The 15,566-nt window shown below is 64.7% G+C and carries 12 protein-coding genes; 9 read left to right on the top strand and 3 right to left on the bottom strand.

Going from position 1 to position 15,566, the window contains the following annotated elements:
* The first annotated feature begins 27 nt into the window (after window positions 1-27).
* The 8 genes from AC5ZGW_RS00835 (at window position 28) to AC5ZGW_RS00800 (ending at window position 9,106) form a co-directional block, all read left to right on the top strand.
* The gene (locus AC5ZGW_RS00835) at window positions 28-1,116 is read left to right on the top strand and encodes a S1C family serine protease (RefSeq protein ID WP_130223061.1); all 1,089 of its coding nucleotides are present in this window, start codon (window positions 28-30) and stop codon (window positions 1,114-1,116) included.
* A gap of 146 nt (window positions 1,117-1,262) precedes the next feature.
* Window positions 1,263-3,587: a xanthine dehydrogenase family protein molybdopterin-binding subunit gene (locus AC5ZGW_RS00830; RefSeq protein WP_130222850.1), complete on the top strand. Its 2,325-nt coding sequence runs from the start codon at window positions 1,263-1,265 to the stop codon at window positions 3,585-3,587.
* A gap of 219 nt (window positions 3,588-3,806) precedes the next feature.
* Window positions 3,807-4,421 carry a LemA family protein gene (locus AC5ZGW_RS00825; RefSeq protein WP_130222848.1) on the top strand — a complete coding sequence of 205 codons (615 nt, stop codon included), beginning with the start codon at window positions 3,807-3,809 and terminating at the stop codon, window positions 4,419-4,421.
* 20 nt (window positions 4,422-4,441) lie between these two features.
* Complete coding sequence (locus tag AC5ZGW_RS00820) at window positions 4,442-5,338, top strand: TPM domain-containing protein (RefSeq protein WP_130222846.1); 897 nt, start codon at window positions 4,442-4,444, stop codon at window positions 5,336-5,338.
* Window position 5,339: 1 nt separating this feature from the next.
* Window positions 5,340-5,837, top strand: coding sequence for a TPM domain-containing protein (locus AC5ZGW_RS00815; RefSeq protein ID WP_130222844.1), 498 nt, complete (start codon window positions 5,340-5,342; stop codon window positions 5,835-5,837).
* A 325-nt stretch (window positions 5,838-6,162) separates the two neighbouring features.
* Window positions 6,163-7,188, top strand: coding sequence for a hypothetical protein (locus AC5ZGW_RS00810; protein WP_463328151.1), 1,026 nt, complete (start codon window positions 6,163-6,165; stop codon window positions 7,186-7,188).
* A gap of 161 nt (window positions 7,189-7,349) precedes the next feature.
* Window positions 7,350-8,912 carry a hypothetical protein gene (locus AC5ZGW_RS00805; protein ID WP_130222842.1) on the top strand — a complete coding sequence of 521 codons (1,563 nt, stop codon included), beginning with the start codon at window positions 7,350-7,352 and terminating at the stop codon, window positions 8,910-8,912.
* 32 nt (window positions 8,913-8,944) lie between these two features.
* Window positions 8,945-9,106: a hypothetical protein gene (locus AC5ZGW_RS00800; protein ID WP_165435030.1), complete on the top strand. Its 162-nt coding sequence runs from the start codon at window positions 8,945-8,947 to the stop codon at window positions 9,104-9,106.
* 186 nt (window positions 9,107-9,292) lie between these two features.
* Here the strand turns inward: AC5ZGW_RS00800 and AC5ZGW_RS00795 are convergent, their stop codons facing one another.
* The gene (locus AC5ZGW_RS00795) at window positions 9,293-9,937 is read right to left on the bottom strand and encodes a glutathione S-transferase family protein (protein WP_130222840.1); all 645 of its coding nucleotides are present in this window, start codon (window positions 9,935-9,937) and stop codon (window positions 9,293-9,295) included.
* 115 nt (window positions 9,938-10,052) lie between these two features.
* On the opposite strand from AC5ZGW_RS00795, the gene AC5ZGW_RS00790 reads away from it, so the two are divergent.
* Window positions 10,053-10,649, top strand: a complete 597-nt coding sequence (locus AC5ZGW_RS00790; protein WP_245474497.1) for a TetR/AcrR family transcriptional regulator — start codon at window positions 10,053-10,055, stop codon at window positions 10,647-10,649.
* A 275-nt stretch (window positions 10,650-10,924) separates the two neighbouring features.
* Here the strand turns inward: AC5ZGW_RS00790 and AC5ZGW_RS00785 are convergent, their stop codons facing one another.
* Both AC5ZGW_RS00785 and putA read right to left on the bottom strand, forming a co-directional pair.
* The gene (locus AC5ZGW_RS00785) at window positions 10,925-12,130 is read right to left on the bottom strand and encodes a CaiB/BaiF CoA transferase family protein (RefSeq protein ID WP_130222838.1); all 1,206 of its coding nucleotides are present in this window, start codon (window positions 12,128-12,130) and stop codon (window positions 10,925-10,927) included.
* A 362-nt stretch (window positions 12,131-12,492) separates the two neighbouring features.
* Window positions 12,493-15,501 (bottom strand): bifunctional proline dehydrogenase/L-glutamate gamma-semialdehyde dehydrogenase PutA, encoded by a 3,009-nt coding sequence (gene putA, locus AC5ZGW_RS00780; protein ID WP_130222836.1) that lies wholly within the window; start codon window positions 15,499-15,501, stop codon window positions 12,493-12,495.
* Window positions 15,502-15,566: the final 65 nt, after the last annotated feature.

The following is a 15,566-nucleotide window of genomic DNA, read 5'->3' as shown; positions in this document are numbered from 1 at the left end:
TTTGGTTGCCGGGGAGATCAGATGCCGATGAATCGTCGCTATGTTGTTGTTCTCGCTGTAGTCGCGGCCATCCTGGCGGCTTTGACCCTCAGCAATATTCGCAATGCGCCGTGGACGAGTTCGGCCGCCCGCTCGGTCGAGCAGCGTGGCCCGCTCTCCGATGCCGAGCGCGCCAATATCGAGATCTTCGAGCGGGTCTCGCCTTCGGTCGTGCAGGTGGCGGCGCAGTCCGCCGCCAATCCGCTCAGTGAGGAGGCTGAAGGCGGCGGATCATCCGGAACCGGATTTGTCTGGGACAATGACGGTCATGTCGTCACCAATAACCACGTCGTGCAGGAGGCGAGCGCGCTCGCGATCCGCTTTGCCTCGGGCGAGGTGGCGCGCGCCGAGCTTGTCGGCACCGCGCCGAATTATGATCTGGCGGTGCTGCGGATCAGGGGCGCGCGCACGCTGCCGCCGCCGGTTGCGCTCGGCAGTTCGGCCGAGCTTAAGGTCGGGCAATTTGCGTTTGCGATCGGCAATCCGTTCGGCCTCGATCAATCCCTGACCAGCGGCATCATCAGCGCGCTCAAGCGCCGGCTTCCGACCTCCACCGGGCGCGAGATCGCCAACGTGATCCAGACCGATACCGCGATCAATCCTGGCAATTCGGGCGGGCCGCTGCTGGATTCTGCCGGAAGGCTGATCGGCGTGACGACGGCGATCCTCTCGCCGTCGGGATCGAACGCCGGCATCGGCTTTGCCGTTCCGGTCGATATCGTCAACCGCGTGGTCCCCGAACTGATCCGCAACGGTCGCGTGCCGACGCCGGGCATCGGCATTGTCGCCGCCAGCGAGGCGGTTGCCACTCGGCTGGGCACCGAGGGCGTGATCGTTGTGCGCACCGCGCCCGGTTCTCCGGCAGAGCGTGCCGGAATTCGCGGCGTCGATCTTTCTTCCGGCAATTTGGGCGACGTCATCACGGCGGCCGACGGCAAGCCGGTCCACCGCCTCTCCGACCTGACCGATCAACTCGAGCAGATCGGTGCCGGGAAGCCGGTGCGGCTCAGCCTGAAGCGCGGCTCGGAGACGCGCGATATCAATGTCGACATCGTCGACATCGGCCGCACGCAATAAAATTCCTGTCATTGGTCTGCGAGGGGGCATCCATGCTTCTCATGCGCCGGCGGGATGGCGCGTCTGCTCTCGTCCGCCGTCGGTTGTGTCGCGGCAAAAATCCGGTAAAACGCCCACCATCTTAAGAAGACTTGAAGGACGAACTGATGAACATTCTTCCCGGTAATTTGCGTTTCGGTGCGGGCCAGCCGGTCAAGCGTTTGGAGGACCAACGGCTGCTCACCGGGAAGGGACAGTTCATCGACGACAGGCCGGAAGAGGGCGCGTTGTGGCTGCATGTGCTGCGCTCGCCGCATGCCCATGCCAGGATCGTTTCGATCGATGCCAAGGCGGCCGCCGAAATGCCTGATGTCGTGGCGGTCTATACCGGCGCCGATCTCGTGGCAGATAACATCGGCACCATTCCGACGCTTGCGATCTTCAAGCGGCCGGACGGCTCGCCGATGACGGTGCCGCCGCGTCGCCTGCTCGCGCATGAAGTGGTGCGCTTTGCCGGTGAGCCGGTTGCGGTCGTGGTCGCAACCTCGCGCGTGCTGGCGCAGACCGCATCCGAAGCGATCGTGGTCGATTACGACGTGCTGCCCTCGGTGGTCGATCCGGTCGAGGCGATCAAGCCTGGTGCGCCTCTGGTGTGGCCGGATGCGCCCGACAATATCGTCGCCGCCATGAGCTATGGCGATGCCGCCAAGGTCGAGGAAGCCTTCGCGAAGGCAGACCATGTCGTCTCGCTCGATCTCGTCAGCCAGCGCCTGGTGCCATCGGCGATGGAGCCGCGCTCGACCATTGCCGAGATCGAGAAGAAGACCGGCCGCCTGATCCTGCATGTCCAATCGCAAACTCCGGGCTCGACCCGCGACGTGCTGGCGGAAGCGATTCTGAAGCGGCCGAAGGAAAGCGTCCGCGTGCTGGTCGGCGATATCGGCGGCGGCTTTGGGCAGAAGACCAATCTCTATCCGGAAGACGGCATCGTCGCCTATGCCGCCACCAAGCTGAACAAGAAGATCCGCTGGCGCGGCGACCGCACCGACGATTTCGTCGGCGGCACCCATGGCCGCGACCTCACCTCGACCGGCGAGTTCGCGCTCGATGCCAAGGGCCGCGTGCTTGCCTATCGCGTCCGCTCGATCGGCGGCACCGGCGCCTATTCCACGGGCGCGGGCAACATCATTCCGCTGGTGCTCGGGCCGTTCGTGCAGACCGGCGTCTACGATCTGCCGCTGGTGCATTTCGAGGTGAAGTCGGTGATGACCCACACCGCGCCGGTCGGCGCCTATCGCGGCGCGGGCCGGCCGGAAGCGGTGTTCATCGTTGAGCGTCTGTTCGACGCCGCCGCGCGCCAGATCGGCATGGACCCGCGCACCATCCGCAAAGTCAACTACATCAAGCCGGCGCAACTGCCCTACACCAATGCGGTCGGCCAGGTCTATGACTCCGGCGCGTTCGCACACATGCTGGAGCGCGCCTCCGATCTCGCCGATTGGAACGGCTTTACCGCGCGCAAGAAGGCCGCCAAGAAGAAGGGCTTGCTCTACGGCCGCGGCTTGACCAGCTACATCGAGTGGACGGGCGGCCGCGCGCACACCGAAAAGGTCAGCCTGCATGCGACCGCGGAGGGGCGCATCATCCTGCATTCCGGCACCATGGCGATGGGGCAGGGCCTGCAGACCACCTATACCCAGATGATCTCGGATACGCTCGGCATTCCCCTGGACAAGATCGACGTCGTGCAGGGCGACACGGATCTGGCCACCGGTTTCGGCAGCGTCGGCTCGCGCTCGCTGTTCGTCGGCGGCACGGCCGTGGCTGTCTCGACCAACGACATGATCAACAAGGCGCGTGAGAAGGCGTCCAACGCGCTCGAAGCCTCCGTCGAGGATATCGAATACCGCGACGGTTTCCTCACCGTGGTCGGCACCGACAAGCGCGTCAGCCTGTTCGAAATCGCCAAGAAGGAAGACGGCGCGCGGCTCTCGGTCGACAGCCAGGGCGAGGTTGACGGCCCGAGCTGGCCGAACGGCACGCATATCTGTGAGGTCGAGATCGATCCGGAAACCGGCGTCACGCGTGTGGTGCGCTACACCACGGTCGACGACGTCGGCATCGCCGTCAATCCGATGCTGGTCACAGGCCAGATTCATGGCGGCGTCGCGCAGGGCATCGGGCAGGCGCTCTATGAGGGCGTCGCCTATAGCGAGGAAGGCCAGCTCCTGACTGCGACCTATCAGGATTATTGCGTGCCGCGCGCAGCCGATGTGCCGCCGATCGTGGTCACGCTCGATCCGTCCGCGCCGTGCAAGACCAATCCGCTCGGCGCCAAGGGCTGCGGCGAATCCGGCGCGATCGGCGGGCCGCCCTGTATCGCCAACGGCGTGATGGACGCGCTGAGCGAGCTTGGCATCACGAAGCTCAACACTCCGCTGACGCCGGCAAAGATCTGGCAAGCGATCCGGGACGCGAAGGCGACGTCTTAAGCTCCGCTCGGTCCGCTTGTCATTCCGGGGCGCGCGCAGCGCGAACCCGGAATCCATCATGCCGCACTAGCGGTGAAATGGATTCTCTGATGTGCAATTGCACATCATAGCTCGCGACTTCGTCGCGCCCCGTAATGACGAAACCACGAATGACGAAAAAACTGCAGTTACGACCCCGATCTGCTACTCTGGCGCGAACGCAGACCGGGGAGAGTTGCGATGCGGAAATTTTGGAGCGTGCTGGCGGCGCTGGCGACATTGAGCCTGACCAATTGCGGTTACAACGCGATCCAGTCCAATGACGAGCAGGTCAAGTCGAGCTGGTCGGAAGTGGTCAACCAGTATCAGCGCCGCGCCGATCTCGTGCCCAATCTCGTCAACACGGTGAAGGGTTTTGCGCAGCAGGAGAAGGACGTGCTGCTCGGCGTCACCAATGCGCGTGCCAAGGTCGGCAGCATCCAGGCGACGCCGGAAGTGCTGAACGATCCCGCCGCGTTCCAGAAGTTCACGCAGGCGCAGGGTGAACTCACGGGCGCGCTGTCACGGCTTCTAGTCGTGACCGAGAACTATCCCCAGCTCAAGTCGGACGCGCTGTTCCGCGATCTGGTGTCGCAGCTCGAAGGCACCGAGAACCGCATCACGGTGGCGCGCAACCGCTACATCAAGGCGGTGCAGGAATATAACGTCGGCATCCGCACCTTCCCGACCAACCTCACCGCGATGCTGTTCGGCTACAAGGAGAGGCCGAACTTTACGGTCGAAAACGAGAGAGAGATTTCGGTGGCGCCGAAGGTCGACTTCAATCCATCGCCTTCGCCGGCGCCAGCGAAATAATTCAACGCGATCCGCTTCCGATGAATGCTGCACGCGCCATCCTGCTTGCGCTGCTGGTGGGCTGGATTTTTCCAGCCTTCGCCGAAATCGCGGTGCCGCCGCTTACCGGCCGCGTCGTCGACACGACTGGCACGCTGTCATCGGGCGACATCGCCTCGCTGACGCAGACGCTCGAGGATCTCGAGAAACGCAAGGGCAGCCAGATCGCGGTGCTGATCGTGCCGACCACGGGCGAAGAGACCATCGAGCAGTTCTCGATCCGCGTTGCTGAAGCCTGGAAGATCGGCCGCAGGAAAATCGACGACGGCGCGTTGCTCGTCATCGCCAAGAACGACCGCCATCTGCGCATCGAGGTCGGCTATGGCCTTGAAGGCGTGCTCACGGATGCGACCACAAGGCGCATCATCGACGAAGTCATCACGCCGAAATTCAAGACCGGCGACTTCGCTGGCGGCATCGCAGCCGGCATCAACCGGATGATCCGCCTTATCGACGGCGAACAGTTACCCGCGCCCGAGCCCGAACATTGGCAGGCGCCTAACCTCTTCGACCAGATCGATCCGTTCAATCCCTTCGTCATCGTCGGAATCTTCGTGCTGGGCTCCTTTCTGCGCACGATGCTCGGGCGGCTACTCGGCGCCGCCGCCACCGGCGGCATCGTCGGCTTTTTCGCCTGGATGCTTGCAGGCTCAGTTGCCGCCGCGGTGCTGCTTGCCATCATCGCTGTGGTCGTCACCTTAGTCGCCGGTAGCTGGGGTTGGGGCGGTCCGGGCGGTTATCAGCGCGGCGGTTGGCCGGGCGGCGGCTATGGCGGCTCCTGGCCCGGCGGCGGCCGCGGCTCCCGCGACAATGGGGACGGCGGCTTCAGCGGCAGGGGCGGCAGCTTTGGCGGCGGCGGTGCATCGGGGAGCTGGTAGCATGGACATCCGGCGCATCGGCAGGCACCTCGTCGAACACCGCTGGCGGACGCGGCGTCTGTTTCCGCCGCGCGTGCTCGACGCAATCGAACAGGCGATCAAGGCGGGCGAAGCCACCCATTCCGGCCAGATCCGTTTCGTCGTTGAAGGTGCGCTCGACGGCGTGCCGTTGTTGCGCAATCAGTTGGCGCGCGAGCGCGCACTCGATGTGTTCGCGCATCTGCGCATCTGGGACACCGCACACAATAACGGCGTGTTGATCTACCTCCTGCTCGCCGACCGCGACGTCGAGATCGTCGCGGACCGCGGCATCCACGCCAAGGTGGGCGCGGACGGCTGGGAGGCGATTTGTCGCATAATGGAAGAAGATTTCCGTGCCGGCCATTTCGAGCGCGGCACGATCAAGGGCATCGAAGCCGTCTCACGCGAACTCGCCAGGCATTTCCCGCCGCAGGGCCGCGGCCCCAACGAACTGCCGGATGCGCCGGTGGTGATGTAAGTGGCGGTCATTCCGGGGCGCGAAGCGAACCCGGAATCCATTTCGCCACAGGTGTATGCGGCCTGATGGATTCCGGGCCTGCGCCCAAGGGGGCGCATCCCGGAATGACAGTGCAGCGACAATCGGCGTCTCGATACCGCCACAGTTCCAGTCATGTCCGGTTCATCCGGACTTCCTCAAAATTGACGTCATCTGCTTCACAGTCAGTGATGCACGTCGTGATGGCCCGGAAAGTTCCTTAAATTTCAGTAAGACCTCCAGCCAGTAACGATTTCGCAAGCAATAAAAGTTACCAAATTGTCAACCTAATCTGGAGACTTTGAACGTGAGTGAGCAAGAGCGCGCCCCGATCCAAGCTGAAGCCGGCGCCAGCGGCGCCGGGCCGGCCGCTCCGTCCGCAGCAAGTGAGCCGGTGTCGGCGTCCGCGTCTTCGGAAATCGCAGCCAACCAGGAAGAGACGGCGCCCAAAGCGGACGCTCCCAAGTTCGAGGCGCCCAACTTTGAAGCGCCCAAATCCGACGCTCCCAAGTTCGAAGCCGTCAAGGCAGAAGCGCCTAAGGTCGAGCCGACCCGGATCGAGCCGGCCGCAGCAGAAGCACCGCGGACCCCCGGCAAGCTCATGATCATGTCGCCGGGCGAACGCATCTGGGACGACGAAGGCGTGGCCGCCAAGCCCGTCAATGACGAACAGCCGGCATCGTCGGGCAAGCGCCGTTTCGCCGCAATGGCGGCAGTCGTCGCACTCGCGACCGCGGCAGGCGCCATTGGCGGCGCGCTCGCCACCGCAGGCCTCGGCTATTACACCAAGCCCGCGACGGCAGCAGTGGTAGTGCCGCCGAAGGACACCGCGCTCGAAGCCTCGCTCGCGCGCATCGATGCCGATGTCACCGCACTGAAAGCCGGGCTCGAGCACGCCTCCAAGACCGGAACGAGCCAGTTCAGCAAGACCAATGATCGCCTCGACAAGCTCGAGAAGGCGCAAGGAGAGCCGGCCGCGAAAATCGCCAAGCTCAGCGAGACCGTCGAGAAGCTGAAGGCTGCTTCAGCCGCGCCGGCCCCGGTTGCCGCGGCTCAGCCCGCTGCGGCCAAGGACGTGACCGGGAGTGTGACGCCGCCGGCGACCACGGCGGCTGCCGCGGCTCCGAAGCCCGAAGTCGGCCGGCTGCCGACCGTGGACGGTTGGGTGCTGCGCGATGTCAGCAATGGCGGCGCACTGATCGAAGGCCGCCGCGGCCTCTACGAGGTCTATGCCGGCGATCCCATCCCCGGCCTCGGCCGCGTCGACGCGATCCGCCGACAGGACGGCCGCTGGGTGGTCGTCACCAGCAAGGGCCTGATCGTCGCGCGCTAGTTTGCAGCTCTCGTAGCCCGGGTGGCGCGCAGCGCAACCCGGGACGCCTGCATCAACGAGTGGTCCCGGGTTACGCTATCGCTCCACCCGGGCTACGTCCTCACCGCGATGTGAGCCGGGTTTTGACTTGAATACGCCCCTCAGCGCGGTGTTAGTGGGGCATGAGCCGTGCGCTGCGTTTCCTCACGATCCTGCTCGCCCTGTTGTGCGGCGCCTTGGCGCGCGCCGCGCAGGACGAGGCGCTGGAACGCGGCACCGCAATCACCGACCCATCAGTGCTCCGTGATCTCGATCACGGCAGGTTCGGTCTCGCCCACATGCTGTCGCCGCAGCGACCTGTCGATCTTCCACTCGACAACGCCGAACTGTTCGCGCTGCCGTCGATGGCGTCGATCCGCGCCGCGCTCGACCGCGAGTTCGATCGCTACATCGCAAAGCACAAGCAAGATCTTCCGAACGAAACCATCGGGGTCGGCGACGGCTTCGCGTTCCAGCTGTTCGATCGCGCGCAGCTTTACTCAGCCACGACGCGCTTCGTGCTGGCCGGCATCGTCAACCGCATGGACCGCGCCTATGTCTCACCCGAAAGCTGCGGCGAAATCCGCCTGATCTATCGATTGACACGCGTGGATGCGCCTGTGATCGGCGAGAACGCGGTCTCGCAGCGCCTGCCGATGACGCTCAATCTGGTCTTGAGAGCGAAGGGCGAAGGCGCGCGCGATCGAAACGGTACTGCGATCACTTGCCGCGAGATTGCGCGCCGCTGGCTTGCCATTATCGACGTTTCGTCGGCGGAGGAGGGCGGACTTGAAATGCTCGCCGGCAAGGATGGTCCTCTCGACTTGATTGGGTATGAGAATATCAAGCAGATCGAGACCAATCTGCAGATCGCCCATGCGCCGAAATCGCCAACCCGCGATTTCCGCACCGACTATCTCTTGAAAGTGTTCAACTATGTCAGCGACACTGGCCGCTTCGAGGAAGCGCCGCTGGAGAACCAGATCGATCGCGACCGCATCCTCGCCGATGAAAACCTGACGCAGGAATTCAAGAGCTGGCTGCTCGATCCCAGGCATTTCGCCGAGCTCGACCGCGGCACGATCCTGATCCCGGAGAAATTCCTCGCCAGGGCTGCGATCGCGCCGACACCTGTTGGCTTCGACCTTTCGGAACTGCTGCCCGAATATGGGATGATGCGGGCTGAAAGCAGCTCGGCTGCATTTGATGACAATGACGTTGTCGGTGCGCTGAAGAAGGCGGCGCAAGACGGCACCAGGTTGCAGAACATCGGCTCGGTCGCGGGCTTCGAACGCCGGCTCAACGATATCACCTGCGCCGGATGCCACCAGACCCGCGGCATCGGCGGCTTCCATTTCCCCGGTGTCGACTGGATGGCGGCCAAGCCGTCGAACACGACGGTGGTGCCGGCCTCGCCGCATTTCTTCGGCGACCAAATCCGCCGCCGCGACATCCTTTCTGCATTTGCCCGCGGCGCGCAGCCGGACTTCTCCCGTGGCTTCTCCAACCGCCCGCAGCTACGCGGCAGCACCGAGCTTGCCGGCACCGAATATGAAGACGGCTGGGGCGCCCATTGCTATCAGCAAAGCGCGAAGCCGGCCGACAACGACCCGAGTTTTCAGAGCTGGACCTGCGCCGAGGGGCTCGCCTGCCAGGCCGCCGGCAAGACCTCGCGCATCGGCATGTGCTTCATCAAAAGCCCGTAAAGCCATGCTATGTTGACACTCGGAGGCCGCCCATGAGCGCATCCGACGACAAAGAGCGCAACCGCGAGATCGCCGAGAACGAGGCCGAGCGGCAGATGATCGGCGCCGTCCGCGTCAGCACCTGGGCTATCGCCGTCACCATCATCATCGCCGCGATTGCCGCCGGCATCGTCTGGGCGTGGCTCAGCCGCTAGAGTCCTGTAGCCCGGGTAGCTCTGCGGACGCCCGTTGATGCGCCCTCTCCCTTGTGGGAGAGGGCAGCCCTGAGATCGGCAACGAACTCACTCGGGTGAGGGGTTCCCTCCACGCGCACAGTGCCCGCGGGGACAACCCTTCATCCGGCGCTTCGCGCCACCTTCTCCTACAAGGGGAGAAGGGTCTCACGCGTAGTGCTTCAATCGCTTCCCCGGCAACAGATCGTAAGCCGACTTCCAACCCGGAAGCGCCGCGATGCGGCCTAGCCACGCATGAATGGCCGGATGGCTCTTGGCGAACTCATAGCCGGTCTCGTCGCTCGGATAATGCAGATAGGCCATCATCGAGAAATCGGTCACCGTCGGCCGCTCGCCGAGCACGAAGGCTTTGTCCTGCAGATGCCGCTCGAGGATGCCGAGATAATCGTCGATCCGCCCGCGCAGAAACTTCAGCACATCCGGATTCGGCGACGGCATGAAGGCGCGCTGGAAGCGGTAGGTCGCCATGTAGCCGGTGAGCTTGTGATTGTCCCAGAACAGCCAACGCAGCAGCTCGAACTGTTCCTGCGCATTGCCGGCGCCGAACCGGCCATATTGCTCGGCGAGCTTCAACAGGATCGGCGCGGTCTGGGTCAGGCGCACGCCGTCCTCCTCCAGCACCGGGATCTCGCCCATCGGGTTGACGTTGGCGCGCCATTCCGCAGTCCGCGTCACGCCGCCGCCGAAATCGGTCCACACGCCCTCGAACGTCTCGCCGCACAATGTCAGCATCAGCGCGAGCTTGTAGCTGTTCCCGGACTCCGGGAAGTAGTGTAGCCGGTAGGCAGGCATAGGGCGCTCCTGTTCGTTGGTCCGACTTGCCAGCACAGGCTACGATACGTACAATTCGAAAAACAGAACATTTGTTCTGTAGGCGGTGCAGGGCAGCAATGCAACAGGAGTCACATTGGCGAGAGAGGCCGACCAGGAGATAAGCGCGCGCGAGCGTCCGCTGATGGAAGCGACCCTGCGTATCATCGGCCGTTCCGGCATCGATCGCGTGACCCATCGCGCGGTCGCGGCCGAAGCCGGCATGTCGCTCGGCGCCGTAACGCATCATTTTGCCACGCGCGATATTTTGGTCGACGCAGCGCTGCGCTTTGCATTGACGCGCGAGGTCGGCCGGCTGCAGGCCTTGGCGCTCAGCTTGCAAAGCAAGGCGTTCGATGCCGAAGCCTGGATCGAAGAACTCGTCGGCTGGTACGGGCAGGAACTGAAGACGCAAGCGGACATTCACATTGCCTGCTATGAGGTGTTCCTGGCCGCCGCACGCAGCGAGCGCTACCGGCCCATCGTGGCTGAATGGTTCGATACCTGGCGGCAAAGCTCCGAGCTCGCGCTGCGCGCAGCCGGCTCGATGAGCCCACGCGCGCATGCCGAGCTGTTCGTTGCCGCGCTGATCGGAATCCTGCTGCAGCAACTCGCCATCCCGCGCCGCAACTTCCGGCAGGAGACCAGAGCGGCGCTGCTCGAGTTGGTCGAGGGACTGATCGGGAAGGAGTAGGGCCCGGCACTCTCCTGTCATTGCGAGGAGCGACAGCGACGAAGCAATCCATATCTCCGCGAGTGGAGAAGTGGATTGCTTCGCGGAGCCTGTCATCGGGCGGCGCTACGCGCCGATCCGGTGGCTCGCAATGACGGGGGTAAATGTCTCGCATGTCTCTCTCCGTCATGGCCGGGCTTGACCCGGCCATCCACGTTCTTCTCTCCCTGAGGAGCAAGGGCGTGGATGCCCGGGACGAGCCCGGGCATGACGACGTGGTAGGTTCGGGGGCTAATTCACGCCACCGCGCCGCTCGCGCGCAGCTTGCTGATATCAGCCTCGTCATAGCCCGCCTGGCGCAGGATCTCATCCGAGTGCTCGCCGACTTTCGGGGGCTTGCGCGGCTGCACCTTTTTCTCGCCGTCGATGAAGATCGGGCTGTTGACAGTCAGCATGGTGTCGTTCTCGAATCGCACCAGCACTTCGTTCTCGATCATCTGCTTGTCGGTTGGGATATCGTCGAGGATGCCGACCACGCCGAACACGAGACCACTGCCGTCGAGGATCTTGCGCCACTCGGCGAGGTCGCGGGTCGCGAAGACTTCGTCGAGGATCTTGATCAGTTCCACCGAGCGGGCATGGCGGCCGGCCTTGGTGGCGAAGCGTTCGTCGGCAACGAGGTCCTCGCGGCCCAGGCAGCGCGCCAGCGTCGGCCATTGCCGTTCCTCGTTGAGCAGCGACAGGATGATCCAGCGGCCGTCCTTGCACTTGTAGTGGTTGGTCACCGCGTTCAGCGCCTCTTCGCGCGGCTTGCGCTTGGAGAATTTCGCGCCGCAAAGCTTTGCCTGCGCCAGCACGCTGTTAGCCCAGACGCCGTTCGCCATCAGATTGGTCGAGACGTGCGAGCCCTTGCCGGTGCGTTCGCGCTTGAACAGCGCGGTGACGATCGCGCCGTAGAACGCCATCGCGCAGGGGTGGTCGCCCATGCCGGCGACTGAGCGCGCTGGCGTGGTGTCCTCATCTGCGCGCACTAGGTCCATCAGGCCGGAGCGCGCCCAATAGGCGTTGCTGTCGAAGCCCGGCTTGTTGGCTTCCTCGCCCTTTTCGCCATAGCCCGTGAAAGAGGCGTAGATCAGGCGGTCGTTGAGATGGGCGAGGTGGTCATGGGTGATGCCGAGCTTGGCCCGCACCTGCGGTGGCATGTTGGTGATGAAGACGTCGGCTTCAGTGACGAGCTTGTACAGCACCGCCTGCGCCTCCGGCTTGGTGAGGTCGAGCGCCAGGCTCTTCTTGTTGCGCGCTTCCAGGAGCCAGGCGAAATTGTGCTCGGTGTGGGGATAGCCGGGCAGGTTCGGCAGGTTGCGGTAGGGATCGCCGGCCCCGGGCGGCTCGATCTTGATCACATCGGCGCCGAAGTCGGACAGCACGGTCGCGGCCGCCGGGGCCGCGATGAAGCTCGCGCAGTCCAGAACCTTCAAGCCTTCAAAGATGCCTTTTTCCATCGTGCCGTCGCTCCCGTGACGTTTGTTGCTGTTGTTCATGAGGCGGAATTACCGCTGCCGATGATCCCGAGGAAGCGACATTTGACCTATCTGGGGTGGGGGATGCAACGGCTGTTTCGGCCGTCATTGCGAGGAGCGGAGCGACGAAGCAATCCATGCCTCCGCGAGCTTGGAGAGATGGATTGCTTCGCTTCGCTCGCAACGACGTGGAGAGAGCCGCGCATTCCAATCTATCCCCGAGAGCGCGGAGCGCTCGTCTCGAAGGGCAAGGGCCCCGGCGGGGCCTCATGGTTCGAGACGCGCTGCGCGCTCCTCACCATGAGGGGCGGACAGCGGTGCTAGCCCGTCATTGCGGCGTTGGCTTACTCCCCGCCCGCCAGCAGCGCCGCATTGCCGCCGGCTGCCGCCGTATTGATCGTCACGGTCTGCTCGGTCGCAAACCGCGCCAGATAATGCGGGCCGCCGGCCTTGGGCCCGGTGCCGGAGAGACCGCAGCCGCCGAACGGCTGCACGCCGACGACAGCGCCGATCATGTTGCGATTGACGTAGATGTTACCGACCGAAAGGCGCTCGACGATATCCTCGACGGCGTCGTCGATGCGCGAGTGGACGCCGAGCGTCAGCCCGTAGCCCGTCGCTTCGATCGCACGCAGCACGTCATCAAGATTTTCCGCGCGATAGCGCACCACGTGCAGGATCGGGCCGAACACCTCTTCGGTGAGCTGGCTAGCGCTCGCCAGTTCGAAGATATGCGGCGCGACGAAGTTGCCCTCCGGTGCAGTGCCGGCGAAATGCACGCGCGCCTCCCGCTTCATCCGCGCGATGTGCGCATCGAGCCGCTGTTTTGCCTCCGCATCGATCACCGGTCCGACATGGGTTGAGGGATCGGTGGGATCGCCAAGTTTCAATTCGCGCGCCGCGCCCGCGATCATCTCGATCGTGCGGTCGGCGACGTCGTCCTGGACGAACAGCAGCCGCAGCGCCGAGCAACGCTGTCCGGCGGAGCGGAACGCCGAGGTCACGACATCGTCGGCGACCTGCTCGGGGAGCGCGGTGGCATCGACGATCATCGCATTGATGCCGCCGGTCTCGGCGATCAGCGGCACGATCGGGCCGTCCTTGGCGGCCAGCGTGCGGTTGATCGATCGCGCGACTTCGGTCGAGCCGGTGAAGACGACGCCTGCGATGTCAGGATGCGCCACCAGGGCCGCGCCGATCCGGCCGTCGCCTTGCACGAGCTGCAGGGCGGAAGCAGGCACGCCCGCCTCGTGCAATAGCGCGACTGCCTCAGTTGCGATCAACGGCGTCTGCTCGGCCGGCTTTGCCGCCACCGAATTGCCTGCCATCAGCGCGGATGTCACCTGGCCGAGAAAGATCGCCAATGGAAAATTCCACGGCGAGATCGCGACGAAGACGCCGCGGCCGCGCAAGACGAGCATGTTGCTCTCGCCGGTCGGTCCCGGCATCGCCTCGCCGTCGCCGAACAGCTTGCGGCCCTGCGCGGCGTAGTAGCGGCAGAAATCGGTAGCCTCCCGCACCTCGGAGAGCGCGTCATCCAGCGTCTTGCCGCCTTCGCGCTGCAGCAGCGCGATGAAATGCGCGGCACGTTGCTGCAACAGCTCCGCGGCGCGTTCGAGGATTTGAGCGCGCGTCTCGGCCGGCGTCCGGCTCCAGCGGGCAAAACCGCCGCGCGCCGCGGCGACTGCGGCATTCGCTTGTTCGGGCGTGACCTCGCTGCTGGCAGCCGTCGGCACTGTTTCGGCGTCGACCGCCGTCAGCAGGCCATGCAGCGCAGCGCGTTCGCCGAACTCGATCCCGCGCGAATTCTGCCGCTCCGGCCGATAGAGATCCTGCGGCAGCGGGATGTTCGGATGGCGCGCATGCTCTGCCGTGCCGATGATGTCGGCCGGCCGGCGCAGCAATGTCTTCACGGGCACCGCTTCATCGGCCGCGAGCGCGACGAACGACGAATTGGCGCCGTTCTCGAGCAGCCGTCGCACCAGATAGGCGAGCAGGTCGCGATGGCTGCCGACCGGCGCGTAGGTGCGATAGGCGATATCGGGGCGATCCTTGGCAAGCTGCGCATAGAGCGCCTCGCCCATGCCATGCAGGCGCTGGAATTCGAAGCTGCTGCCGTCGCCGGCCAGCTCCAGAATGGTCGCGACGGTGAACGCATTGTGGGTCGCGAATTGCGGAAACAGCCGCGGCCGCAACGCCAACAGCTTCCTTGCGCAGGCGACGTAGTTCAGATCCGTCATCGCCTTGCGTGTGAACACCGGATAATCGTCGAGCCCGCGCTCCTGCGCGCGCTTGATCTCGGTGTCCCAATAGGCTCCCTTGACCAGCCGCACCATCATCCGGCGGTTCAGGCGTTGCGCAAGCTGACTGGCATAGTCGATCACCTCGCTGGCGCGCTTCTGATAGGCCTGGATCGCGAGGCCGAAGCCGTCCGAGCCGGCAAGCGCATCGTCGGCAAATGCCGCGGCGATCACGTCGAGCGACAATTCCAGCCGGTCGGCTTCTTCGGCGTCGACGGTGAAGTTCAGGTTGAACGCCTTGGCCTGCCGCGCGAGTTCGACCAGCCGCGGCACCAGCTCACCCATCACGCGGCCGCGGCTCACCGCCTCGAAACGCGGATGCAGCGCGGAGAGCTTGACGGAAATGCCGGGCCGGTCGGGCAGGGGACGGCTATCCGCCGCGCGCCCGATCGCCTCGATTGCACGCGCATAGGAATTGAAATAGCGCTCGGCGTCCTCGGCGGTGCGCGCGCCTTCGCCGAGCATGTCGAAGGAATAGCGCGGTTTCTCAGCCGACTGCGAATGCGCCCGCGACAGCGCCGCCTCGATGGTCTCGCCGAGAACGAAGTGGCTGCCCATCAGCCGCATCGCCTGCCGCGTGGCGGCACGCACCGCCGGCGCGCCAAGCCGTTTGGTCAGTCGCCCGATCGTGCCCTGCGGCGTTTCCCCGGGCTGGATCACGCGCGCAGACATGCCGAGCGCCCAGGCCGAGGCATTGACCAGGAACGCGCTCGATTTGGTCTCGTGATTGACGAAATCGCCTTGGCCCAGCTTGTCCTCGATAAACAGGTCGGCGGTCCGTGCATCCGGCACGCGCAGCAGGGCTTCCGCCAGCACCATCAGCGCCAGGCCCTCCTTCGTCGAGAGCGCGAATTCCCGCAGCATGTCCTCGATGCCGCCCAGCGGATCGTCATTGGTGCGGATCGCCTCGATCAGCCGCGTCGCGGTGGCATTGATCCGCGCTTCCTGCTCCGCGCCGAGCCGCGCATCGGGCAGCAGCCGCGCCGCGATCGCGACATCGTCCGGCGCATAGGTCGCGCTGAAAGGTGGAAGAGAAGCGTACTCGACTGGCATGGCGTTTTCCTCAGACATACCAAGACCGTACTTCCATCCGAACCGTATTTCGATAGACATATTCG

It is taken from the genome of Bradyrhizobium sp. Crot121 (genome assembly GCF_059512385.1).
The sequence above is the reverse complement of the archived record's forward strand: the minus strand, read 5'-3'. Positions and strand labels throughout refer to the sequence as shown.